The sequence below is a fragment of the Legionella tucsonensis genome (genome assembly GCF_001468035.1).
GTDB lineage: Bacteria > Pseudomonadota > Gammaproteobacteria > Legionellales > Legionellaceae > Legionella > Legionella tucsonensis.
This window is the reverse complement of record NZ_LNZA01000008.1, coordinates 263186-286393: the sequence shown is the minus strand read 5'-3', so window position 1 is coordinate 286393 and position 23208 is coordinate 263186. Positions and strand designations below refer to the sequence as shown.

Here is a 23208-nt window from a genome sequence, read left to right as displayed (position 1 = left end):
TTACTGAGAATGTTACAGATTGTCCCTCGGTTACTGTTTGGCTAACGGGTTGTGTGGTTATTGACGGGGGAATTGCGGAATTTACAGTTAATACTGCGGTACTACTTGTTACAGTACCCTCTAGATTGGATACATCAACTGTATAATCTCCTGCGTCGGCTAATACAACGCTGGGGATGTTATAGCTTGCCGTAGTGGCCCCAGCAATTGCTACCCCATCTTTTTTCCATTGGTAAGAAAGAGGGGCAGTGCCTGTTGCGGTTACTGAGAATGTTACAGATTGTCCCTCGGTTACTGTTTGGCTAACGGGTTGTGTGGTTATTGACGGGGGTATAAATGTACTCGACATGGGTGATTTCACATTCGTGTTGAAGGCGTGGCCCAAATGAGGATTTGCAAAAGCATTATTAAGTTGCCCGAATTGCAATATAAAACCCAAGAAAAAACAGAACATCACAAGGTATGACTTACATGTACTCATTATTTAATCCAAAAAATTTAAGACAATTTCAAATTAATTTAAAATTTAACATATTGTTTTCAAAGAGAAATTTGTTATATTTACTCATTAAAATGAAATTGGTTAATTTAATGAGCTTGCTTATGCTTAGAAAAATGTTCTCACAGCCCGATCAAACTCAACTGTTTTTCCTGATAGGAGCTAAGCACTAACGTAAATATGGTTTTAGGTTTCTTTTATTATTAACTCTAATCCTTGTTTATAGCTTTTACATGCAAGTGACTCTTCGCCAAGCTTTTCATGCAACTGTCCTTGAATTTCGTAGGCTAAGGCTGTAGGTTCGATCTCATTTGATTTTTCAAGGTAGTATTTGGCTTTGCCCCACAGTTGTTGTTTTACGCAGATTTGCCCTAAACATAAATAAAGCGCTGCTGAATGCGCATTTTTTTTAAGTAATCCCTCAGCAAAAGCCAATTGTTTTTCATTAGATGGTAATACGCTATAAAGCCCAATCAATTGGGGACTAAGATTTTTACGTAGTGAACGTTGTAGTAGATTATTTGCAGTAATATAGTCCGCTTTTTTTAATAAGAAACGTACATATTCTGCAATAATATTGGGCTCATTAGCTAAAGGTTTAGGGAGCGAATGAAAAAATGTATCCACAACTTCTGGTTGATTTTGCTTTACCAAGTCAATAAGTCTTTGTAAATAAGCGTTGTATTGTAATAGTTCAAATTCCTGTTGATTAACAACCCGATGCTTTTTTAAATCAGGCAAAATAGTAATAAGTTGCGACCAGTCTTTTACTTCTTGATAAAGTCGCATAATTAGTTTTAAAACGTAAGGATGATGTGGTGCTATATCACGTAAATGTTTTAAGGTGGCCAAGGCTTGTTCCCATTGATGATTTGCTAGTTGCAATTCCGCTTGGGTCAATTCAACAGCAATTTTAGCTTCTGGCATTGAGTGCTGTGCTTCACGTAAATAATCATCACGTAATTGGTTGTCTCCCATTTTTTGAGCCGCGCGAGCTGCTGTTAAGTAATTTAGTAACGGTGTATCGGTATTAGGTAATGCCTGAATTAAATGATTTTTTGCTTTTAACCAATATCCTTCACTGTATTCAATTAATCCTTTCCGAGTAATTGCTTGTGCTTTTTGGGCAAGTCGTTTTGAATGCCATCGAGTTAATGAGCTCGGAGCATGCGAAATTTTCTGGCATAAACGAAGAATAAGATACAAGGCCATGAATAAAATAATAATACTAAAGACCGCTACCCAGACCGTGGTTTCAACGGTCCAATGGTTAATTGCAATTAATATATAGCCCGGATCTTTATTGAGTTGAATTCCTAAAGCTACAGAACCCAATAAAATCAAAAAAGCAAAGAGAAGACGCATCATTATTGATTTCCTCCTTGTTCACTATGTATGGATTGATTTGCTGAAGTTTTTTTTGCGTCAATCAATTCATTGAGCATAGAGAGTGCAGAACCCATACGGGGTCTTTTTTGAGTTATATTTGTTTGTTGCAATTCAGTAAGTTTTTTGATTAAAGCTGCTGTGTTTGGTGCATTTGCATTAAAATTCATTTTAAGGCTATCAATTGCCTGTTTTAGAACCAGTTGAAAAACAAAGGGCTCATTATTTAGGATTGCCCATTGCGCTTCTTGGAGATTAAGTCGAAGTTTTTCTTTAAGGAGGGCTTCGAATGCGGGAGATATAAGTGGTTTAATCTCCTGATTATGGCGTCGGATCACAACAAGTTTTTCCAGTACATTCATACTGTTTTGTAAGCGAGCGCGCCAAGTAGGCAAGTTATTTGCTGGCGGTGTTGTGTTTTCTGCTGAGGTTACATTTTTGCTTATCGGTAACGGAATACTCAAATCATTAATGCTGCTCTGTGCTGCATCCAATTGACTCAGCAATCCAGCAACATCCACAGAGGGTAGAGCTTGGGTTTGAGCTATATCCTTAGCGATTGCTTGCCGTATACCCAAAATTTTAGGACTGTTTAATTGTTTTAAGAGCTTATCAGCTTGTTCTAACAATGTTATAGTGGAGTCCATTTCATTACTCCAATGTGCATTGATTTGCGCTAACTCAAGGTAGTAACGTGCTTTGAGAAGAAGCCAGTCCTGATTTTGATAGAATTTTTGGTTCATTGCATTTTGTAATTGTTTGCTTAAACTTTCAAATTTAGTCTGTAATTGTTTTTGTATTTCTTCAGCATTATTTGTTTTTGCATTGATCAGTTCTTGAGCTTGATCTTGTTTTTGTTCCAGTTGTTGTAGGTGTGTGGAAAAATTATTTTGCGCGTTACTTAATTGAGCTTGCAATTGTTTGTTCAGAAAAAGGGTATATGCAGCAACGCCAAGCGCCACGAAAGCAACAATACAACTTAATACAAATATTAGATATTTATTTTTACAAGCAGGGGAATTATTTTTTGCTTTCGTCTTTTCATTAGGAGTTTTGTTGATTGCTTTTTTTGTTTTTTGTATTTGTTCTTCTTTGCCGCTTGCCATAAGTTAATCCTTGTTTATATAGTCAAACAATGTATTCATTACCTGATTAGGATTACATACCCTAATATTTTTTATCTTCATTGAAGAGGCAATTTGAGCCAGGCGCTCACTAATTATGAGCCATTTTTTATTGCGAAGCCAAACATGAGCCTCTTTGTTAAACAGTATAAAAAGGTTATGCAAAGACTGTTCGCTTGTTAACAGTATAATGTCCACTAAATCATCGCGCCATATCGATTGGATATATTGACGGCTTATTTGAGGAATAACTCTTTGATATACTTTAAGAATAATAAGGTAAGCTCCTCTTTGTTTCAATTGTTCCTCAATGAGAGGCCTTCCACCCTCTCCTTTAAATAGTAGCACGTTTTGTTTTTCTGGTTGTTGTAATGTTTTTAATGCCAATAAATGTTCACTGTCAGGCACATCAGGAATTGCACTCACGTTGATGCCGAATTTTTGCAGCGCAGCAGCACTTCCTTGACCAATTGCAATGACTTGAATCGAAGACGGCCACTTAATATGCCGCTGATTTAATTGATTAAAACAATAATGAACAGCATTCGCACTAATAAAAATGGCGTGATTTACTTTTTCTAAATTAGGTAATGAATTGATCCAATTGCTGTTTGTAGCTTCAATTTCCAAAGTTGGAAGTTCAATTGATATTCCTCCTGCCTCACGAATACTTTGGCTCAACTGATGAGCTTGTTCTCGTGGGCGAGTATTTAAAATGCATAAACCGTGAAGTGAACTGTTCATCGTGGAACTGATGCAAGAAGGTTTGCTGCACCTTGTGCCAACAAAGATTGAGCGCAACGCTCAGCTAAGCTGATTGCCTGCTCTATTGGGCCAGTTTGTGTACTTGTAATGATTTTTGCCCCATCAAGGGTTAAAATTTTCGCGTGTAATGAAAGTTGCTTGTTTTCTATTGGCGTGCAAAAAACGGCTAAAGGTACATGACAATTTCCGCCAAGAAGGGCGTTAACCTTTCGCTCTGCGCGGACGCAAATAGATGATATAGGATCATCGAGTTCGGTAATGAGTGCTTGGATTTCGTGATCATCGCTTCTACATTCGATTGCTAAGGCACCCTGACCGCACGCAGGAAGCATGATTTGCGCTGATAATTGCTCGGTGATGACATGGGCGAATCCCATACGCTCAAGACCTGCAGCAGCAAGGATAATTGCGTGATACTCCCCTGATTTGAGTTTCTCAAGTCGAGTATTGATGTTACCTCGTAAGGATTTAATGCTTAAATCCGGTCTGTACGCTAATAATTGTGATTGTCGTCTAAGGCTTGAGGTTCCAACAATAGATTGAGCTGGCAATGTGTGCAAATCGTTGTGTTGGTAGCTGACAAAAACATCGAAAGGGTTATCCCGTTTACAGATTGCAACTAAATCGAGACCTTCAGGAAATTCTGCTGGCATATCTTTTGAAGAATGAACAGCAAAATCCGCTCTCTTATCTAACAATGCCTCTTCTAATTCTTTTACAAATAAACCTTTGCCGCCAATAGTCTGAAGTTTATCCTTGAGGAATTTATCTCCAGAGGTACTCATGGGGACTAATTCAATCTGCAAATGCGGCCGTTTATTTAATAATAAATCTCGGACATGATTAGCTTGCCATAAAGCAAGTGGGCTTTTGCGCGTTGCTATACGTAGTGTTCTTGAGTGCATAGAATGCCGCATTTGGGAAAGAAGGCAGTATCATACTATGTTCATTATAAGGATGCACGCACAGAAAGAATGATAAAAATATAAATCCAGCCATTAACAATCATATCAATAGTAATGAACATTCCTATAACTCATAAGCTGCTAATTGGTCCTTGCATGATGATCAGTACTCCAAGAACAAGGGCATTCTGAATACAAGCCAACCTCTTCCTCTGGAATTTTGTAAAGATATGGATTATTTACAGCTATCATAAAAAGCATAAGGTTTTTGTTTATAATAAGCCCAGTAACGGTCTCCATAAGACCAATGCCAGTATTCATTGCGATAATTAACGAAACCAACAGCTTCTAAGACATGACTCATGATTTTGCGATTTTGCTTTGCTTTCGCGGGAATAATTTCTGAGGCAGTTAAGGAAAGAGAGCCATCTAAATCTTCCATCCAATCTTTAGGATGAATTCCCATTTCAATGATCTCTTCTTGCTCATTGATTAAATATACATCAATTGCTGCGCCCGTTGAGTGAGGTGGGATATTCGGGGAACCGTCTTGGTTAATTACTGGGGAAACCATGCGGATTGTTTCTGTGAAAATCTGTTCAGATGACCATTCAGGATGTTTGCTCTTAACTTTCTCATAACGTGCATCAAAAAGAGATTTTTGTAATGTCAGACTCCGATAACTTTCATACAAACAAAAACGCAATCCTTGAGGTAACAAGAATTGGGCTTGTTTTAATTTTTCATAAACCGTTTTTCGCATTTTTGTGTAATCAATGTTGTTAGGTATTTCCGGAGATGGACCGTAGCTAATTTCTCGAAGATCCACTAAATCAATCATAGGGTCGTGATTATCAATCACAGGGATAGCGACTATTTTAGGATCTGCAATGAGCAAAATCGGATCCAACTCGGTGTAATCTGACATTTCAAGTCCTTATAACATAATTTATTTTTTAGCCATTGATGCAAAGAAATCTGCTGCGTTTTTTCTGATTTCCTTATCGGTTAGATCTTGAGTATGCGCAGAAATCATCCAGGAATAGCCAAAAGGATCTTTAATATGTCCTGCACGATCTCCCCAGAACATGTCAGATACAGGCATTGTTATTTGACCACCAGCAGTTACCGCTTGTTGGAAGACGGAGTCTACGTCAGCAACATATATATAGAATCCGATTGGCGATTTGCCAAGGGTCTCAGCACTTTTGGTACAATTATCTCCTTCCATTTCATCACCCATCATTATGATGGAGTTACCGATCTGGAGGCGGGCATGCATAATACCTTTTCCATCCAAAGATGGGAAAACATGCAGTGCTTTGGCATCAAATGCTTTTTTATAAAACTCAATCGCTTTCGCACAATCTTTAAAAGTCAATGTTGGAGTTACAGTATGAAAGCCTTCAGGAATTGCTTGGACCATATTTTTATCTCCATAAATTTTGGCTAGAAGAGCCATTATAGTTTGAAGATGGTCTCATGGAAACAAAATGATATTTCTCTTATTTTCTGCGCTACTATGCTCACATATTGCGTGTATGCTGCCGCTTCAGTACTCGAAGAGCTGACTATTTTGATTCAAACTAGCGAGAATGCAAACACCCGGTAATCTTGCTGGAAAAAAAATTCACTTCTATGTATTATGTCAAATTATTATCATGCAGGATAAACTCATCTAATTTTTGAACACAAAGTATTTTTTTGCCTGCTTACCGTGCTTTATGCACGCATCCAGTTGATAGTGCATAAAGACTGAAGCTGGATTCTGAGCATAAAATGCGGAAAGCAGGCCTTTGAATTTAGGTACGGTTACCCTGTATTATCATGAGGTGTTTGGGCATGAAATTGCAGTTTTTGCTATCATTGTTTTGTTTTTCATTTGCGCTGTATGCAAGTGATGAATTGCAGCAACGAGAGATTCAATTAAGAATTCAACCTGTAGGAAAGGTTACTGTACAAGGCCAGGCTCAACTAGATAATAAAACAATGATTAATGCCGAGACAAAAACAGAGCCCGGACAAGAAACATATCAGCAATATTGTATTGTGTGTCATCGAGATGGTCTCGCGGGGGCACCGAAATTCAGAAACGAACAGGATTGGAAATCGCGTTTATCCGGGAGAGAATTAAATGATTTACTTGCTTCTTCAATTAAAGGTTTGAATGCTATGCCTTCAAAAGGAACGTGTATTAAATGTAGTGATAATGATCTTAAAGCTGCTATATCCTATATGTTGCCAAAATCATGAGAAAACTAACTTATAGAAAAATTCAAACTTTTAATGCAGCGCTGACGGTGTTTGTTTTATTTGCTTCTTTTTATTTTCAATATGTGGTTGGCCTTACTCCATGTCCTTTATGCATCATGCAACGCCTTTGTGTTTTTTTGTTGTTGGCAGTTCTGGGATTAAGCTTTCGAACTTTAAAGAAGGCACGTATTATCAGTTTCCTGCAAATCATCATTGCCTGCGCAGGGCTATATTTTGCTTTACGTCAATTATGGTTACAGTCTTTGCCGCCAGGTGAAGCACCTGCTTGTATGCCAGGTCTGGATATTTTAATTCGTTATTTTCCGTGGCAAACGGTATTAAAGACTTTGTTTTGGGGAACTGAGGATTGTGCTGAAGTTAGTTGGCATATGTTAGGAATTTCGATGCCGGGATGGTGTGCTTTGTACTTTTTATACATGGTGCTTATAGGATGTTTTTTGTTTTGGAGTACTCGATCAAGCGCACTTCATGACGATAATTTATAGTCTAGGTGCTTTGTAGCCTGGGTTCCATGATTGTGCTTTGTAAACGCCCATCCTCCTATCAGAGGGCGGCGGTATTTGGCCGCATCTTTGCGAGATAATTCGGCCATTCGAATAAGCACGTTAACATGGAATCCTAAACTATTGCGATGCTTTGTCCAGGCCACAGAAATTTAAATTGTTGTTGAGGTATTGAATTGCAGATTTTGCCCTGCAGTACTTTCGTGATCTTGTACTGCTTGGGATAAAGGAGACATGGACTGATTTTTTCCCGGATGAGTGAAACGAAGCATCTGATTTTTAAAATGAGCGATGCGAGCAGCTGATTCCGGTGATTGAGGTAACGTGATTTTCTGCAATAGTTCAAGTAATACATGACGCGGTTGATGGCAGACGATTAACATATCACAACCGGCTTTAAACGCTTCTTCTGCGCGGGTCATTAAATTGCCTATATCGGCACCTGTCATACTCAAGCAATCGCTTAAAACTAAACCCTTAAATTTCAATTCATGGCGTAAAATCCCTTGCAGCCAAATTGTTGAAAAACCAGCAGGCTTATTTACATCAATTGCTTTGTAAGTTACATGAGCGGGCATCACAGCGCTGAGTAAACCTTTCTGGATAAGCTCGATAAAAGGTTTTAAATCTTTAATTTTCAATTCATCCATCGAGGCAAGAGAAACTGGCATAGCAGTATGTGAATCAGCAGAAACGGAACCATGGCCTGGAAAATGTTTGGCAACTGCAGGCATCCCTGCTGCATTCATGCCTTCAATAAAAGCACTTGCCAAAGCAATAATGACATCAGGATTATGGTGAAAAGCACGATCCAAACGTGCGATAACACGACTTCTGTCATGGAGGTCAAGGACTGGAGCAAGACTTAAATCAATACCAAATGCTAACAGGTCCTTGGCCATAATTTCACCATATTGCCTTGCAAGGCGGATGCCCACTTCCGGGCTCAGATCGTACACATCGCCGTAGACGCGAGAAGCAGGCAGGGCGCGAAATCCCTGGCGCAAAAAACGTTGCACAAAACCGCCTTCATGATCAGTCGCTATAAAAATATAGGGATTGATTTCGCGGATTTCATGAATGAGTTGTTCCAACTGCTGTGGATTTGCAAAGTTACGTGTGAAAAGAATCACGGAGCCGATATTAGGATGTTTTATGATTTCCCGTTCAATGTCTGAAAGTTCAGTGCTTTCTATATCAATCATGAATAAATGAGAATTTGAACTGGGCATATATGCGTATCCTTTTTAGAATTTGGATGAATAAGACCATGCTTCCTCGGTTTAGCGCATGATATCATAAATTAGACTTTTTTCGAAACTCTGCTGTAGCGAGTTGCGACAGAATCTATTGATTCGTGATTAACATGGCTAATGCTGGTAATCTGAGTTTGACTTAGCTATCATCGGCATTTTTGAATTATTTTTGCGAATGAAAACCTTTTCTTGTGACGTGTTGTATAAGCACTCAGCTACTCAGGCACGGGTGACCCGTGTCGCTACTGCTCATGGTGAATTTATTACCCCAGTTTTTATGCCTGTTGGTACGCGTGCCGGTGTAAACAATATGACTCCTGTAGAATTACATGATGCACACAGCCAAATCATTTTAGGGGGTAATACTTACCATATGTTATGTGCTCCAGGTATGGAAGTCATCGAAAAAGCAGGAGGTATGCATCCTTTTATGGGATGGCATGGGCCTATGCTAACGGATAGTGGCGGCTTCCAGGTTTTTAGTTTATCCAAGAATAAAAAAATCTGTACTATTGATGAGGATGGGGCACATTTTAGATTGCCAGGCAACGAGCGATTAATTCATATGACACCAGAAATGTCTTTGGAAACCCAAAAGATTATTGGTGCGGATATTATTATGGCTTTTGATCAGTGTACACCAGACAGTTGTACTAAAGATGAAGTAAATCATATCATGACACGTACACATCGTTGGTTAAAACAATCCATACAATACCATCAACAATATCCCAACTCACGATATGGTTATGAGCAAGCGCTTTTCGGTATTATCCAAGGGGGGACTTTTAAAGATTTGCGCTGCGAAAGTGCGGATTTTGTATCTTCCATGAATACTGAAGGTATCGCGATTGGTGGTGAAACCATTGGTTTTGATATGAAAACCACTGTTGAAGTCATCCGGTGGGTACGTGATTATCTACCAGAAAATAAGCCACGGTATACTATGGGAGTCGGAATGTCACCCCAAGATCTTTTAGATGTCGTTGCCGAAGGAATTGACATGTTCGATTGTGTTGCCCCCACACGTAATGCACGGCATGGGTCTTTATATTGTGGTGAGTTAATTCGGGAAGGCGATTGGTTACGTTTTACCAGTGAGTATGAAAATGAACGAATTCAGATAAAGAAATCATGTTTTGCTGATGATCTGTCGCCAATTATGGCACAATGTTCTTGTTATACTTGTCTTAATTATTCACGTTCTTATTTGCATCAGTTAGCAAAACAAAAAACAAATTTATTTACTGCATTAGCAAGTATTCATAATGTTCATGTAATGCACGATGTTTGTGATAAAATGCGAGAGTTGATAATGAGTGAATGTGCGAACTAAAAAAGCAACGCATGCGATTTATGACTCATAACGAATATTATCCTTTAAAAAAGCAAAGTCTTTTTATATTTAGGATCCATCAATTAATTTAAAAAATGACAGGAGATATAATGGTTGTAATTAGCACATCTAAAGGTGATATTCATCTACAGTTAGATACAGAAAATACTCCAACTACAGCAGAAAATTTTCTTAATTATGTGCGCAGTGGTTTCTATAATAATACAATTTTCCATCGTGTTATTGCCGGTTTTATGATTCAAGGAGGGGGATTTGATTCAGATATGAAACAAAAATCAACTCGCGAATCCATTAAGAATGAAGCAAAGAATGCGAAGCCAAATAAGCGAGGTACTATTGCAATGGCACGAACTATGGATCCGCATTCTGCAACGGCACAATTTTTTATTAATGTTGCTGATAATGCATTTTTAAATTACAGCGGTGAGCACATGCAAGGATATGGGTATTGTGTATTTGGTGAAGTAGTTGAGGGTATGGATGTTGTAGATGCTATTGCCAAAGTAAAAACGGGACAAAGCATGGGGCATGCTGATGTACCTGTTGAAGAAGTGAGTATTCTTGAGGTTAAAGAAATTTAAGCATGATTGGTAGCCTGGGTGAAGCAAAGCGAAACCCAGGAAGCACTCTTACAATTTTTTCCTTTTGCGTTTTTTGATACTTTCCGAATAATCAAATATCGGTATTTCAATGTGGAAAAAAATGGCTAAGAGACGCGCAGTAAAAATACTGATTAGTGTGATTATCACATTAATGTTTTCCGAAATATGAAAATAGTCAAGCGTGATAAACAGTACTGCGCCAGCCAAGGCAATGACTGCATAGAGCTCTTTTCTTAATACCAATGGAATATCATTGCAAAGAATATCTCGTAACATTCCACCACAAATACCCGTAATCATTCCGCTAATGACTGCAATGCTTGGTGATAAACCATGGTTTAGAGCTTTTTGAGTGCCAATGATCACAAAAGTAGATAATCCCAATGCATCAAGGATTAAAAATATTTTCATGATTCGAATCAATGAGTGTGCAATAAATATGGTGAGAAATGCAAATAATGATGTGTAAAGCAAATATTCAGGATGAATAACCCAGGTCAGCGGGTACGTGTTAAATAGAGCATCTCGTACAGTACCTCCACCTAATGCAGCAATGCAGGCAATCAGCATGACACCAAAAAAATCCATTTTTTTACGACCAGCAGCCAATGCACCTGTGATGGCTTCAACACAAATACCTATGAGGAAAAGAGAATGGAGTAACATGTAAACTCAGTGTTTTTTTAAAATGCAATAATATCACTATTGGGTCAATGGTGAAATATATTGTTAGGCGCTAATTTTGTGAGGAAAGAGCTTACGCTTTATGATCCTCTACTATACTCCATGTGGATAACTAAAATGTTTCACTGTAGATAAAGCCAAATCAATGATTTTTTTAGACTGTTCTTCATCCGCATTAATTATGCTGACATCATTGATTAATTCCATTAAAAAATTAGGTATTTCCTGTTCCAAGAACGTGCCGTTATAAAGACATGATGCTCTGGTGAAAATATAGTGAAGCAAGTTTTTATTAATTGATATTTTTTTTGGGGTAATTCCCTGGTCATTATGGGAGTCTCCAAATAATAACCATCCTGGTGAAACATGAATTTTTACTGCGATTTCTCTTAATTTGACGGGATCAGGAATGGCTTCGCCACGTAGATACTTACGACAAATTTGTACTGAATAACCTGTAATTTCTGCCAACTTATGGATGCAGACACCCGAAGTAGAGCGTTGAGAATTAAATCCAGCCGCGATCATTGCATCACGCAAACGGTCAGCGAACTGTTTTGCTAGGTTAACTTTTTCCATAATGATATAAGTCAAGTTTAGGGAGATAAAGTATAACAAATCGATATGGTTTATACAAAAAATCAATTTTTAGAAACTTAAAGTTTCTATTGGAAATTTATTGTTGACATTGAAAGCTAAAAATGTATAATTTCACGGAATCCTAAAGGAAAAGGATTTCATTTGCCTAAATAAGGGCAACTCGTGATATATGATGGAACACATATCACATAGTACAGTCCAATATAAGAAAAAAGTGGCATAACTCATAGCGGTTACCTCGCAATATCATGGCTTGAATGGTTCCCCTCTATTCGAGCCTTTCTATCACATTCAAAAGAGATTATTAACAATTTGCTGATTTAAAGAAATTGACCTGAAAATGCAAATAGAGGTCATTTCAAGCGAGTTCTGGATTTCAAAAAGTAATTCACGGTTAATCTTGAAGATTCACGAAAAGTTATTGAGGGCTGCTTGCTTCTGAATCACATTTGTATTTTAAATTATGTGGATTTTCTTTATTATTCCTATAATTAGTTTTTTAGTTATGAATGCAGGAAAAATGCTGGAGTTACTGAAGTCGGCTTAATTACAACATTTCCGTATTTATACTCCATAAAATGAATATTTTGTTTCTATTTCTATTGAGGGTGAGCGCGGGTTGATTCATTTTCGCTTTGGATTGGCATTCAAATTGAATAAGGGATTAGGGATTTGATTATGATGGACATTTTAATATTTAGGAATTTAATGAGATATCGAAAATACTGGTTTATGCGATCTCTATCAGGTTCCCTCACCGCTATTTTGTTGTGTTTCTCTATATCACTCTATGCTGCGTCATTAGCTATCCCTCAAATTCCACTGGTTATAGCAAGCCCAACTCATCCTCAGGTATTGATCCTGATAGGAAATTCTCAATCGATGGATGGTAACTTTAGCGGTGCGGTTATGACTGGTTCGGGTTCACTAGCAAGCAGTCTAACTTCCCTTTACAGTTCAAGTTCGCCAGTTAATTATCAAGTCCCATCGGGTTTTACTCCACCAATACAAGGCCCGGATGCCAATGGGGTAGCTCCTTATACCGTTATTCAGGGTGGGATTAAAGTTGATAATAGTCCCAGTCGATTAAATATAGCCAAACAAGCTGTCAAAGCCATCATTGAACATTATATCCCTTCAACGGATTTTGCCTTGGCGACCTACAGTACGAGCAGTATCAGTGTTTATAATACGTGGGTTTATTACATGTCGCCCCAAGGCAGTAATTTTGTTTTTACGAATACTCCAATCGCTGGGAATCGATATGTCACTAATCCTTGCTATAACTATAGCTCAGCATCGTCTGCCGTTGCGAGTAATTGCACATCGATTGCTACGCTCTATGGTAGCAATGTGGTGTCTTCAAGCCAGTACATGCAAATTGGAAACTCTAGTGACGATCCAGTAATTAATGATGTACTTTATGGTTCAGGTGGCATCCCTGGTGTATTCGTGAGTTATAATGGTCCTACGCCGTCTCACCCTTATCCTCCTAATTATACCCTGTCCAATTATAATCAGGGGAATATTAGAATGACCTACAACAATACCAGTCCTTCTATTGGCAGTCTTACTACATCGCCTACGAATGCTGGATTTGTACCTTTTTCATCGCAGGTTATGTATGTGCAGCGCGGTTTCGCATATTACAGTAACAATGCTTTTAATACGGGTAATGTACTGGTCAACATGAAGACTGCTGGAATAAATCCAACTCCTACAAGTGTTTCTAATGCTCTGAATGCTTTTCTACCCTTTTTACAACCGGAAACCAACTCAACATCTACCTCTGAAATAAAAGCATCTGCCCCCCAATCTCCCCTTGGAGGGATGCTAACCAGGGCAGGGAGTTTTATGAAAACTGTTGGAACAACGAGTGGTAATTGCCCACAAAAAAAATACATTATTCTGATTTCAGATGGTTTACCGACTCAGGATCTCCAAGGAAGATATTGGCCGCCATTAGGGAGTGCTGCGGCAGTAGGATATGGAGTCACTGCAACATTCAATGCGGATGGAACGCTAAATAGTACCAATAATCGGGCTTTAAGTGATGCGATTAATGAAGTAGTTGATCTAAAAAATAATAATGTTACAACTTTTGTTATCGGTCTAGGAGCAGGTGTTGATCCTACAGTTAATCCACAAGCTGCCGCAACTCTAAAAGCCATTGCAGTAACAGGCGGCACAGAAAATTATTATCCTGCCAAAAATCCTGAAGAGCTGGTCAATAGTTTTAATGCTATTCTGGCGAATATTCAAAATGGATCTTTTTCAACTTCAGCAGCGACGGTCAGTTCGACTCGTATCGATACGAACACTGTGGAACATCAAGCTAATTTTACCACTCGTGATACACCTTACGAAGACTGGACTGGAAATTTGTTAGCAATAAAACTTGACCCAGATACTGGCACACCAACAAGTACTGTCCTATGGTCAGCACAATCCCAACTTGACACTTTAGTAGACGGAACAGGGTGGTCAACAAACCGGAAAATAGCTACATGGGATCCTCTGACTGGTGTTGGAGTTCCTTTTAGATGGGCAAATATTAATACAACCCAACAAGCGCAATTACAACCTTTCGATCAATTAGGGGAACAGCGATTAGAGTATATACGGGGCAATACTACATTGGAAAAAAGAAATGGGGGAGCATTCCGCAATCGTTCGCATGTCTTGGGGGATATAGTTGACAGTCAAGTCATATACGTTGGCTCACCCCAAGCTCCTTATTTAACAACCAGTTATATAGATTTTGCAAAAACAAATGTTAATCGGCAACCCACACTGTATGTGGGGGCAAACGATGGAATGCTCCATGCGTTTAATGCGGGTACAGGTCAAGAGCTTTTCACTTTTATTCCCAATGATGTATTTAGTAAGCTCTCTCAGCTTACTTCTACTCTTTATAATCAAAACCATTTATTCTATGTAAATGGCTCACCAGAAAGCGCCGATGTACAACTCACCGATGGTTCCTGGCACACTATTCTCGTGGGAGGAGAAAGCGCAGGTGGCCAAAGTATCTATGCGCTTGATGTAACTAACCCTACCAGTCTGGCTACCGAAACTGCACTGGCAAACGCGGTCTTGTGGGAATATACTGATATTGATTTAGGACTTACTTTCGGTACCCCCAAAGTGGGTCAAATAGGAAAAACAAGCCCTTCCTCCTTAAATTTTGCTGTTTTTTTTGGTAATGGATATAACAGCACAAATAATAAGTCGGTACTTTATGCAATCAATCCTCAAACAGGAGCATTAATTCGGAAAATAGATCTTTGCACCGCTGTGCCTTCAGCCTGTGATGTTAACTTACCCCAAGGACTATCGACAGTTGCATTAGCTCAAAAAGATGGATTGCTAGGAGAACCTGTTACCGTAGTTTATGCGGGTGACTTGCAAGGTAACCTATGGGCAGTCGATGTTTCATCGAATGATCCTACCAATTGGAGTCCTCGAGTCCTGTTTCAAGCAAGAGATTCCACCGGTGTAGCTCAGCCTATAACAACAGCTCCTATAGTGACATTAAATCCGAATTATCCACGTTATCAAGGCCCATTTGTCCTATTTGGCACAGGGCAACTTCTGACAACGTCTGACTTGGCCAATGCTCAAACTCAAACAATTTATGGGATATGGGATAAACCGCTTTCCTCAGCAACCTTTATTCGGACTAATCTTCAGCAGCAAACTTTAACGCGGGTTAATGCATCCACTTCTGGTTTATCCACAGACATTATTACAGCAACAGCTAACACCATAAACTGGACTAACAAAGTAGGATGGTTTGCCGATTTGCCAGTAGCAGGCCAAAGAATAATCAGCAGTCCTGAACTGATTAACGGAGCATTTATTGCGACACTCAATACCCCTCCTCTCAATTCATGCGGATTTGGATTTTCATCCATGCTTTTACAATTGAATTTCTTAAATGGGGGCGCTTTCCAATATGCTCGCTTTGATCTAAATGGTGACGGTGCTTTTAATACCTCTGATCAATACAATGGGGTATATCCTGTAGGTATTGGCCTATCAAATAGTTATGCGAATTCACCAACGATTTTAGGACCTGATAAAAATAACAATCTGGTGATTTTAATCACCCAATCTGATAGAACACAAAAAGCTATTATTGCGCCTAACCTTGTGCGAAGAAAAACAGGTTGGTGGCAAATTAAATAGAGGATATAACCTGTAAAGAATCCCGCGTGCAAAGATAAGCTTATCTGGGCTTGCGGGTGAACGTTTTGGTCGTAGAAGAAGAACCGGTTTCATTCTCCGTAAGCGGCTCATCTTGAACGCTCACCATGACGACCTTTAGGCTTTGGAAGTAATTTCTAAACGAGACCATATCTCGTCATCAATGGCCATCCTTGACATTCCCTCTCCCCAACCCTCTCCCGCGAAAGGGCATCATCATACTATCAAAGTTCCTGGCGCGGGAGGGCTAGATCGCAGTGAAATTGAAAAATCTGTGCTCAATTCAAGATTAAATCTTGTCTAAAAAAACTTCAGGGACGTTGCCTAGTAGATTAACCAATAAATTAATTGAGTTAGCTAGAATTATTTGTTCCTTTTCATCCAAAGAACGAAGACTTTCATTCAGTCGATTATGCAGAAGGTAGGGGGTGGCACGAACAAAATCTTTTCCTTTTTCTGTGATATCAATATAGATAATACGACGATCCTTACGGTCTCGTGTGCGAAGAACAAATTCTTTTTCTTCTAAGCGATCGATTACACCCACTAAGGTGCTCATGGATAAATATACTGTTTTAGATAAGCTGGAGAGGGTCATAATTCCATTTTCATAAATTTCATACAAACATGCGATTTGCGGTACAGTTAAACCATAACATTTATTTAAACGTCTGGAATGAAAATCCATTTGCTGCATGATTTTGCGCAAGGCAAGAATAATGCTTTTAGAATGAAGTTCAGTTTGTGTTTGCAGAACAATTTTTTGATCCGCTTCATTTTTTTCAATAGTGTTCATGGATGGTCTTATAAAAATTCAAGGTTGAAATGGAATGCTTTAACCATTAGTATCTGAAATGATTTGTGTACGAATTGTTTCATCAGATATGAATGTTTAAGGGTATATTTATTGTACATCACTATTAAATCTAACTGTATAGAGCTCCTCAAAAATATCGAAGAGGAGACTTTCTCATGCTATTTCCAATAATAAAAAGAAGGATTAACTATGCAAAGTCAACTTAACGAATCCTTAACACAAGCCCCGGATACTGCTCAGCCATTATTAGCCTCAGAAGATGACATTCTTTTTAACAGTAATGGAATATTGACTTTGGGTGTTGAAATAGAGCTACAACTCATCGATGCTGAAACCTACAATTTATGCTCTCGAGCGGAAGATGTTTTAAATACTGTGTCTCATCTTGAGAAGATCAAACCGGAATTCTATTTAAGTACCATCGAAGTAAATACGACCAAATGCAGTTTGGTGCAAGAAGTTGAAGAAGATCTTTATGCAACACTTTTTGAGCTACAGCATGTTACGAAAAAACAGGGTATTTTACTGGCAACAACGGGTTCTCACCCCTTCTCAAAATATGCCGATTGGGTCATCTCGCCGACAGCTCGCTATCAAGATTTAATTGATCGCAATCAATGGCTTACACGTCGTATGAGCGTATATGGCCTTCATGTGCATTTAGGTATGTCCAGTGGTGAGGAGTGCATACGGTTTAATAATTTTTTCATGTATTTTTTGCCTCACTTATTGGCGTTGTCCTCCAGTTCTCCTTTTTGGCAAGGAATTGACACCGGGCTTGCTTCATGTCGCCCCACTACTTATGAGGCTCTTCCGACAGCGGGTCAGCCTTATCATGTACGCTCATGGCAGGATTTTGAATACTTGTATAAAACGCTTCGATCATGTGGTTCTATAAAATCACTTAAAGATTTATGGTGGGATCTAAGACCGAGCCCTGGTTTTGGAACTCTGGAAATTCGCGTTTGTGATGGCGCTGCAACGCTTGCAGAAACATTGGCGCTTGTTGCATTGATTCATGCCCTTGCTCACTGGTTTGCTGATAATGGAAGTTGGCTTGAATCAGTAGCCTATCCTCCTTATTGGCTTTCTCGGGAAAATAAATGGAGGGCTATTCGTTATGGCTTGGATGCTGAATTAGTAATGAATACAGACGGAAAAACTAAGTTAATGCGCGACGACTTGAAGGAGTGGTTTGAGAAATTAAAACCATACATTGAGCAACTTAATTATGAAACTTATTTTGCAACGCTTCAGGCTATTATGGATTCAGGAACAAGCTCTGAACGACAACGAAAAGTATTTGCCTATAACAATTGTTTTAAAGAGGTGGTGAAACACAATGTAAGCGAGTTTTTACTGCAAGTACCACTCTATAGACGTGAACTGGCAATTTCTTAAAGACAAAATAATTAAAGCAATTAAGGCAGTTGAGCCTACTGCGCAACCTGCTAAACCACTGGATTTTAAATTTTTGTTTACTGTAGAGATGCATACTGCGTTCATCAAAAAATTTTAAAATCTGACATCTTCAGCGTGCCATTAACGTGCTCGTTACGTACTCACTCTTTTTCTAGGTTAAATGATTGCTTTGTAATGCCACCTTATTATATACTTCATCACAATGTATATGCAGGTCGTTTTATAGGCACGTAGCTCAGTGGTAGAGCACCACCTTGACATGGTGGTGGTCGGTGGTTCGATCCCACTCGTGCCTACCATGCAAATAAATCATATTCTAGGAGCTCCCGCTTTCATTTGGGATGAAGCTTGGTAACCGTTCAAGATGAACCGATTTCTAGTGATACAAGCGTGAACGCTTACGATGCTTGCGATTGACTCCTCTTAATTAAGGTTTAAGCCCTGCCACGCAGGGTTTTTTTTTGAAAAGAAGTGCTTACGGATAAAATTATGCCACACATTAAATTGCCTGATGGAAGTATAAAACATTTTGAAGCGCCTTTAACTGTTTATGATGTCGCTCAGAGTATAAGTCCAGGTTTGGCTAAAGCTGCTTTGGCAGGTCGTGTCAATGATTGCTTGGTTGATATTTCTTTTCTTATCGAAAATGATTGTGCATTAGTTATCCTTACTGAAAAACAAGAAGAAAGTCTCGAGGTTATTCGTCATTCTACAGCGCACTTACTCGCGCAAGCAGTTAAGAGTCTTTTTCCAACAGCTCAAGTGACCATAGGTCCTGTAATTGAAGATGGATTTTATTATGATTTCGCATTCCAAAGACCATTTACACCTGAAGATCTCGAATTAATCGAAGCAAAAATGACGGAATTGGCCAAGGCAAATTATCCTGTAACGCGCAGAGAATTGCCACGCGATGAGGCAATCAAGTATTTTAAAAGTATCGGCGAAGAATACAAAGCGAGGATTATTGCTGATATTCCTGAAGATGAAGTATTGTCTTTATATAAACAAGGAGATTTTGAAGATCTTTGTCGTGGCCCTCATGTTCCTTCCACTGGATTTTTGAAGGCATTTAAGCTGACTAAATTAGCTGGTGCTTACTGGCGTGGCGACTCCAATAACGAGATGTTGCAACGTATCTATGGTACTTCCTGGGCTGATAAAAAATCTTTGGCTGATTATTTATTTCGTCTTGAAGAAGCCGAAAAACGTGATCATCGCAAATTGGGAAAAAGTTTAGAGTTGTTTCACTTTCAGGATATTGCTCCTGGAATGGTGTTTTGGCACCCCAAGGGTTGGACAATTTATCAAGAACTTGAACGTTATATGCGTAACCGACTGGCTGATTTTGGTTATCAAGAAATTAGAACTCCGCAATTAGTTGATAGAGTACTTTGGGAAAAATCCGGTCATTGGGCTAATTTTAGAGATGAGATGTTTGTCACTGAGACAGAAAATCGTCACTATGCAGTCAAGCCAATGAACTGTCCGTGTCATGTACAAGTATTCAATCAAGGTTTAAAAAGCTATAGAGATTTACCATTAAGATTTTCCGAGTTTGGTAATTGCCATCGTTGCGAACCTTCGGGCGCATTACATGGCTTGATGCGTGTTCGCAACATGGTTCAAGATGATGCTCATATCTTCTGTACCGAAGATCAAATTCAATCAGAAGTAGCGATGATGCTCGAGCTAGTCCAGTCTGTATATACCGATTTCGGTTTTAATGAGATTAAATATCGTTTGGCATTACGTCCTGAAAAGCGTGTTGGAAGTGATGATGTTTGGGATAAAGCCGAGGCTGCCTTAAAACAAGCAATGAAAGGTAGAAATATAGAATGGATTGATGCTCCAGGTGAAGGAGCTTTTTATGGACCTAAAATTGAATGTTCTTTAGCCGATTGTTTAGGTAGAATTTGGCAATGTGGAACCATACAAGTTGATTTTTCGATGCCTGGTCGTTTGGATGCTTCGTTTGTCTCAGAAGACGGTAGTAAACAGACTCCTGTAATGTTGCACCGTGCAATTTTAGGTTCTTTTGAGCGTTTTATGGGGATTTTAATAGAACACTATGCAGGAAAATTACCTTTATGGTTATCCCCAGTGCAAGCAATCGTTCTGACAATTAGTGAAAAGCAGAACGAGTATGCAAGTAAAGTAACTCAAATTTTACAAAAAAGAGGTATTCGCGCTAACTATGACTTGAGAAATGAGAAAATTGGCTTTAAAATTCGCGAACATACTTTACAAAAAGTACCTTATCTTTTAGTGATAGGTGATAAAGAGGTTGAATCAAACCAGGTCGCTGTGCGTTCACGTGAAGGTGCAGACTTGGGTGTGATGACAATAGATACAATTTGTGATACCTTAACGCAAGAAATTGCTCAAAAGGGTCATTATTAATTAACAAGCAGGGGGGATTAAACCATTAGTGCACCAACTAAGCGTGAAAATGATCGCGCACGAATTAATGAACAGATCAATGTACCTGAGGTACGCTTAATTGATGTCGATGGTAACCAGGCAGGAATTGTCCCCACACGCGAAGCCCTGCGTGCAGCGGAAGAAGGTGGATTGGATTTGGTGGAAATATCCCCAACAGCCAAACCTCCCGTATGCCGTATTATGGATTATGGTAAGTTTCTCTTTGAGCTGAGTAAGAAACAAGCTGAAGCGAAGAAAAAGCAGAAGCAAATTCAGGTCAAAGAATTAAAATTCCGTCCTACGACGGAAGATGGAGATTATCAGGTCAAGCTACGCAACCTGATCCGTTTCCTAAATCATGGTGATAAAGTCAAAGTTACGCTGCGTTTTCGTGGCCGTGAAATGGCTCATCAAGAACTTGGTATGAAGATTCTTGAGCGTTTACAGCAGGATACCGCTGAATTTGCTGTTATAGAGCAGCAAGCGAAACGTGAGGGAAGACAATTGCTGATGGTGTTATCACCCAAAAAAACTAAGTAGCTGAAATAAATGCGGAGTATATTGTTATGCCGAAGTTAAAGTCACATCGCGGAGCATCTAAACGCTTCCGTAAGACAGCGAGTGGCGCGATTAAACGTCGCGGTGCTTATAGAAATCATATCCTCACCAAGAAGTCTACTAAAGCAAAACGACATTTGCGTGTAGAAGCAGGTACCTTGAAGCCATGCGATGCGCGCTTGGCAGAACGTATGTTGCACGGTAGTTAAGGGGGGAATGAAAAATGCCAAGAGTTAAACGTGGTGTGACAGCGAAAGCACGTCACAAGAAAGTTTTAGACCAAGCAAAAGGTTATTACGGAGCCCGTAGCCGAACCTACCGCATGGCAAAACAAGCAGTAATTAAAGCAGGTCAATATGCTTATCGTGATCGACGCCAGAAAAAACGTCAGTTTCGTGCATTGTGGATTACGCGTATTAATGCACAAGCTCGTGAGTGCGGATTATCATACAGTCGTTTAATTGATGGATTGAAAAAAGCATCAATTGAACTGGATAGAAAAGTATTGGCCGATCTGGCTGTTCATGACAAAGTAGCTTTTGCTGCAATTGCTGAACAAGCTAAAGCTGCATTAGCAAAATAATCTTTATTATAAAGTAGCTTGGGTGAAGCGAAGCAGAACTCGGGATCGGGTCCGCTACGCTTCAGGCGACAAGTTGGCTAATTACGCTAGATAAAGATGAAAATTATTTTAAGGAGGCTGCGGCCTCCTTTTTACTTGTGGGTATAATTATGCAGGATATCATCACCATACAAGAGCAGGCTTCTGAAGCAATTAAGAATGCACAAGATGTATCTGGATTGGAATCAATCCGTATTGATTTTTTAGGCAAGAAAGGTAAGCTAACAGAAATTTTAAAAAGCCTTGCGCATCTATCTGCCGAAGAAAAACCTAAAGTAGGTCAATTAGTAAATCAGGCAAAACGTGAAATTAGTACATTGATTGAAACGAGAATGCTTGAACTTAAAGAAAAACAATTATTAGAAAAGCTCTCTGCAGAACGTATCGATGTCACCCTTCCTGGGCGTAAGAAAGAAAGCGGTTCATTGCACCCTGTGACCCAAGTGAAGCACCAAATTAATGAGTTTTTTAGTCGCATGGGATTTGATATTGTCGATGGCCCTGAAATAGAAACTGAATTTTATAATTTCGAGGCATTAAATATTCCTGGACATCATCCTGCACGAGCAATGCATGATACATTTTATTTTGGTGACGGTCGATTATTGCGAACCCATACATCACCAGTGCAAATCCGTACTATGGAGCAACGCAAACCTCCTTTCCGCTTAATTGCACCTGGACGTGTCTATCGTTGTGATTCAGATGTGACTCACACCCCCATGTTCCATCAAGTCGAAGGTTTGTTGATTGATAAGCAGGCTACTTTAGCAAGCTTAAAAGGATTACTTGAAGATCTTTTTGCCGATTTTTTCGGTCGTAAATTAGCATTGCGGTTTAGACCCTCCTATTTTCCTTTTACTGAACCTTCCGCAGAGGTAGATATTGAGTGCACCCAATGCAGCGGTAAAGGATGTCGTTCCTGTAAGTTTACTGGATGGCTTGAGGTTTTGGGTTGCGGCATGGTGCATCCTAATGTACTTAAAGCGGTGAATATTTCTTCAGATGAGTATCAAGGGTGGGCATTTGGTATGGGTATAGATAGACTGGCAATGTTGTATTACGGAATAGATGACTTACGTATGATGTTTGAAAATGATCTTACTTTTTTAAGTCAATTTTAAAAAATATCACAGGTTGAGATACTGTATTGCTTTCAGTATTGAAGCTCCGTAGATGTACGCTATCTACAGAACGTAAT

The 23208-nt window shown here is 39.2% G+C and carries 22 protein-coding genes and 1 tRNA gene; 12 read left to right on the top strand and 11 right to left on the bottom strand.

The annotated features are described in order from the left end of the window. From Ltuc_RS15740 to Ltuc_RS13960, 7 genes are all read right to left on the bottom strand, one after another. A partial coding sequence (locus Ltuc_RS15740) for an immunoglobulin domain-containing protein (protein WP_238584157.1) occupies positions 1-349 on the bottom strand: 349 nt, incomplete at its 3' end. Between the two features lie 336 nt (positions 350-685). Beyond that, positions 686-1867: a heme biosynthesis HemY N-terminal domain-containing protein gene (locus Ltuc_RS13985; protein WP_058521969.1), complete on the bottom strand. Its 1182-nt coding sequence runs from the start codon at positions 1865-1867 to the stop codon at positions 686-688. Further along, on the bottom strand, positions 1867-2991 hold the full coding sequence (locus Ltuc_RS13980; protein ID WP_058521968.1) for a uroporphyrinogen-III C-methyltransferase: 1125 nt from the start codon (positions 2989-2991) through the stop codon (positions 1867-1869). The genes Ltuc_RS13985 and Ltuc_RS13980 overlap by 1 nt, the downstream gene beginning before the upstream one ends. A gap of 3 nt (positions 2992-2994) precedes the next feature. Beyond that, positions 2995-3753 carry a uroporphyrinogen-III synthase gene (locus Ltuc_RS13975; RefSeq protein ID WP_058521967.1) on the bottom strand — a complete coding sequence of 253 codons (759 nt, stop codon included), beginning with the start codon at positions 3751-3753 and terminating at the stop codon, positions 2995-2997. Continuing rightward, on the bottom strand, positions 3750-4679 hold the full coding sequence (gene hemC / locus Ltuc_RS13970) for a hydroxymethylbilane synthase (RefSeq protein WP_058521966.1): 930 nt from the start codon (positions 4677-4679) through the stop codon (positions 3750-3752). The genes Ltuc_RS13975 and hemC overlap by 4 nt, the downstream gene beginning before the upstream one ends. A gap of 235 nt (positions 4680-4914) precedes the next feature. Next, positions 4915-5607, bottom strand: coding sequence for a M15 family metallopeptidase (locus Ltuc_RS13965; protein WP_058521965.1), 693 nt, complete (start codon positions 5605-5607; stop codon positions 4915-4917). A gap of 21 nt (positions 5608-5628) precedes the next feature. Continuing rightward, entirely contained in the window at positions 5629-6105 is a 477-nt protein-coding gene (locus Ltuc_RS13960; protein ID WP_058521988.1) for a VOC family protein, read from the bottom strand. A gap of 416 nt (positions 6106-6521) precedes the next feature. Between Ltuc_RS13960 and Ltuc_RS13955 the strand changes: the two genes are divergently transcribed. Beyond that, on the top strand, positions 6522-6932 hold the full coding sequence (locus Ltuc_RS13955) for a c-type cytochrome (protein ID WP_058521964.1): 411 nt from the start codon (positions 6522-6524) through the stop codon (positions 6930-6932). Next, on the top strand, positions 6929-7438 hold the full coding sequence (locus Ltuc_RS13950; protein ID WP_058521963.1) for a disulfide bond formation protein B: 510 nt from the start codon (positions 6929-6931) through the stop codon (positions 7436-7438). The genes Ltuc_RS13955 and Ltuc_RS13950 overlap by 4 nt, the downstream gene beginning before the upstream one ends. Before the next feature lie 170 nt (positions 7439-7608). Here the strand turns inward: Ltuc_RS13950 and nagZ are convergent, their stop codons facing one another. Next, on the bottom strand, positions 7609-8688 hold the full coding sequence (gene nagZ / locus Ltuc_RS13945; RefSeq protein WP_058521962.1) for a beta-N-acetylhexosaminidase: 1080 nt from the start codon (positions 8686-8688) through the stop codon (positions 7609-7611). 199 nt (positions 8689-8887) lie between these two features. On the opposite strand from nagZ, the gene tgt reads away from it, so the two are divergent. Then, entirely contained in the window at positions 8888-10048 is a 1161-nt protein-coding gene (gene tgt / locus Ltuc_RS13940) for a tRNA guanosine(34) transglycosylase Tgt (protein ID WP_058521961.1), read from the top strand. A 110-nt stretch (positions 10049-10158) separates the two neighbouring features. Continuing rightward, positions 10159-10650 (top strand): peptidylprolyl isomerase, encoded by a 492-nt coding sequence (locus tag Ltuc_RS13935; protein WP_058521960.1) that lies wholly within the window; start codon positions 10159-10161, stop codon positions 10648-10650. Between the two features lie 48 nt (positions 10651-10698). On the opposite strand, the gene Ltuc_RS13930 is transcribed toward Ltuc_RS13935, so the two are convergent. After that, on the bottom strand, positions 10699-11337 hold the full coding sequence (locus Ltuc_RS13930) for a trimeric intracellular cation channel family protein (protein ID WP_058521959.1): 639 nt from the start codon (positions 11335-11337) through the stop codon (positions 10699-10701). A gap of 111 nt (positions 11338-11448) precedes the next feature. Continuing rightward, a complete protein-coding gene (locus Ltuc_RS13925) occupies positions 11449-11934 on the bottom strand; it encodes a helix-turn-helix domain-containing protein (protein WP_058521958.1) in 486 nt (161 codons plus the stop codon). A 729-nt stretch (positions 11935-12663) separates the two neighbouring features. Here Ltuc_RS13925 and Ltuc_RS13920 point away from each other — a divergent pair. Continuing rightward, positions 12664-16146 carry a pilus assembly protein gene (locus tag Ltuc_RS13920; protein ID WP_162264368.1) on the top strand — a complete coding sequence of 1161 codons (3483 nt, stop codon included), beginning with the start codon at positions 12664-12666 and terminating at the stop codon, positions 16144-16146. Positions 16147-16453: 307 nt separating this feature from the next. Here Ltuc_RS13920 and Ltuc_RS13915 read toward each other — a convergent pair whose 3' ends face one another. After that, the gene (locus Ltuc_RS13915; protein ID WP_058521957.1) at positions 16454-16960 is read right to left on the bottom strand and encodes a MarR family winged helix-turn-helix transcriptional regulator; all 507 of its coding nucleotides are present in this window, start codon (positions 16958-16960) and stop codon (positions 16454-16456) included. Between the two features lie 210 nt (positions 16961-17170). On the opposite strand from Ltuc_RS13915, the gene Ltuc_RS13910 reads away from it, so the two are divergent. The 7 genes from Ltuc_RS13910 to pheS all read left to right on the top strand — a co-directional run bounded on the left by Ltuc_RS13910 (position 17171) and on the right by pheS (position 23131). Beyond that, positions 17171-18382 carry a carboxylate-amine ligase gene (locus Ltuc_RS13910; protein WP_058521956.1) on the top strand — a complete coding sequence of 404 codons (1212 nt, stop codon included), beginning with the start codon at positions 17171-17173 and terminating at the stop codon, positions 18380-18382. Between the two features lie 245 nt (positions 18383-18627). Next, positions 18628-18702, top strand: a tRNA-Val gene (locus tag Ltuc_RS13905). Between the two features lie 190 nt (positions 18703-18892). Next, positions 18893-20806 carry a threonine--tRNA ligase gene (gene thrS, locus Ltuc_RS13900; protein ID WP_058521955.1) on the top strand — a complete coding sequence of 638 codons (1914 nt, stop codon included), beginning with the start codon at positions 18893-18895 and terminating at the stop codon, positions 20804-20806. Between the two features lie 24 nt (positions 20807-20830). After that, positions 20831-21367 carry a translation initiation factor IF-3 gene (infC, locus tag Ltuc_RS13895; RefSeq protein WP_058521954.1) on the top strand — a complete coding sequence of 179 codons (537 nt, stop codon included), beginning with the start codon at positions 20831-20833 and terminating at the stop codon, positions 21365-21367. A 26-nt stretch (positions 21368-21393) separates the two neighbouring features. Beyond that, positions 21394-21594: a 50S ribosomal protein L35 gene (gene rpmI / locus Ltuc_RS13890; RefSeq protein ID WP_019234612.1), complete on the top strand. Its 201-nt coding sequence runs from the start codon at positions 21394-21396 to the stop codon at positions 21592-21594. A 14-nt stretch (positions 21595-21608) separates the two neighbouring features. Continuing rightward, complete coding sequence (gene rplT / locus Ltuc_RS13885; protein WP_019234611.1) at positions 21609-21968, top strand: 50S ribosomal protein L20; 360 nt, start codon at positions 21609-21611, stop codon at positions 21966-21968. Positions 21969-22117: 149 nt separating this feature from the next. Continuing rightward, positions 22118-23131 carry a phenylalanine--tRNA ligase subunit alpha gene (gene pheS, locus Ltuc_RS13880; RefSeq protein ID WP_058521953.1) on the top strand — a complete coding sequence of 338 codons (1014 nt, stop codon included), beginning with the start codon at positions 22118-22120 and terminating at the stop codon, positions 23129-23131. Positions 23132-23208 lie beyond the last annotated feature (77 nt).

What these genes read in the sequence shown, in the direction of transcription:
- pheS (WP_058521953.1), top strand. Translation starts at nt 22,118, where the DNA reads ATGCAGGATATCATCACCATACAAGAGCAGGCTTCTGAAGCAATTAAG.
- Ltuc_RS13965 (WP_058521965.1), bottom strand. Translation starts at nt 5,607, where the DNA reads ATGTCAGATTACACCGAGTTGGATCCGATTTTGCTCATTGCAGATCCT.
- thrS (WP_058521955.1), top strand. Translation starts at nt 18,893, where the DNA reads ATGCCACACATTAAATTGCCTGATGGAAGTATAAAACATTTTGAAGCG.
- Ltuc_RS13925 (WP_058521958.1), bottom strand. Translation starts at nt 11,934, where the DNA reads ATGGAAAAAGTTAACCTAGCAAAACAGTTCGCTGACCGTTTGCGTGAT.
- Ltuc_RS13930 (WP_058521959.1), bottom strand. Translation starts at nt 11,337, where the DNA reads ATGTTACTCCATTCTCTTTTCCTCATAGGTATTTGTGTTGAAGCCATC.
- Ltuc_RS13910 (WP_058521956.1), top strand. Translation starts at nt 17,171, where the DNA reads ATGCAAAGTCAACTTAACGAATCCTTAACACAAGCCCCGGATACTGCT.
- Ltuc_RS13915 (WP_058521957.1), bottom strand. Translation starts at nt 16,960, where the DNA reads ATGAACACTATTGAAAAAAATGAAGCGGATCAAAAAATTGTTCTGCAA.
- rpmI (WP_019234612.1), top strand. Translation starts at nt 21,394, where the DNA reads ATGCCGAAGTTAAAGTCACATCGCGGAGCATCTAAACGCTTCCGTAAG.
- rplT (WP_019234611.1), top strand. Translation starts at nt 21,609, where the DNA reads ATGCCAAGAGTTAAACGTGGTGTGACAGCGAAAGCACGTCACAAGAAA.
- Ltuc_RS13935 (WP_058521960.1), top strand. Translation starts at nt 10,159, where the DNA reads ATGGTTGTAATTAGCACATCTAAAGGTGATATTCATCTACAGTTAGAT.
- Ltuc_RS13920 (WP_162264368.1), top strand. Translation starts at nt 12,664, where the DNA reads ATGAGATATCGAAAATACTGGTTTATGCGATCTCTATCAGGTTCCCTC.
- Ltuc_RS13960 (WP_058521988.1), bottom strand. Translation starts at nt 6,105, where the DNA reads ATGGTCCAAGCAATTCCTGAAGGCTTTCATACTGTAACTCCAACATTG.
- tgt (WP_058521961.1), top strand. Translation starts at nt 8,888, where the DNA reads ATGAAAACCTTTTCTTGTGACGTGTTGTATAAGCACTCAGCTACTCAG.
- Ltuc_RS13950 (WP_058521963.1), top strand. Translation starts at nt 6,929, where the DNA reads ATGAGAAAACTAACTTATAGAAAAATTCAAACTTTTAATGCAGCGCTG.
- Ltuc_RS13955 (WP_058521964.1), top strand. Translation starts at nt 6,522, where the DNA reads ATGAAATTGCAGTTTTTGCTATCATTGTTTTGTTTTTCATTTGCGCTG.
- Ltuc_RS13985 (WP_058521969.1), bottom strand. Translation starts at nt 1,867, where the DNA reads ATGATGCGTCTTCTCTTTGCTTTTTTGATTTTATTGGGTTCTGTAGCT.
- hemC (WP_058521966.1), bottom strand. Translation starts at nt 4,679, where the DNA reads ATGCACTCAAGAACACTACGTATAGCAACGCGCAAAAGCCCACTTGCT.
- Ltuc_RS13980 (WP_058521968.1), bottom strand. Translation starts at nt 2,991, where the DNA reads ATGGCAAGCGGCAAAGAAGAACAAATACAAAAAACAAAAAAAGCAATC.
- Ltuc_RS13975 (WP_058521967.1), bottom strand. Translation starts at nt 3,753, where the DNA reads ATGAACAGTTCACTTCACGGTTTATGCATTTTAAATACTCGCCCACGA.
- nagZ (WP_058521962.1), bottom strand. Translation starts at nt 8,688, where the DNA reads ATGCCCAGTTCAAATTCTCATTTATTCATGATTGATATAGAAAGCACT.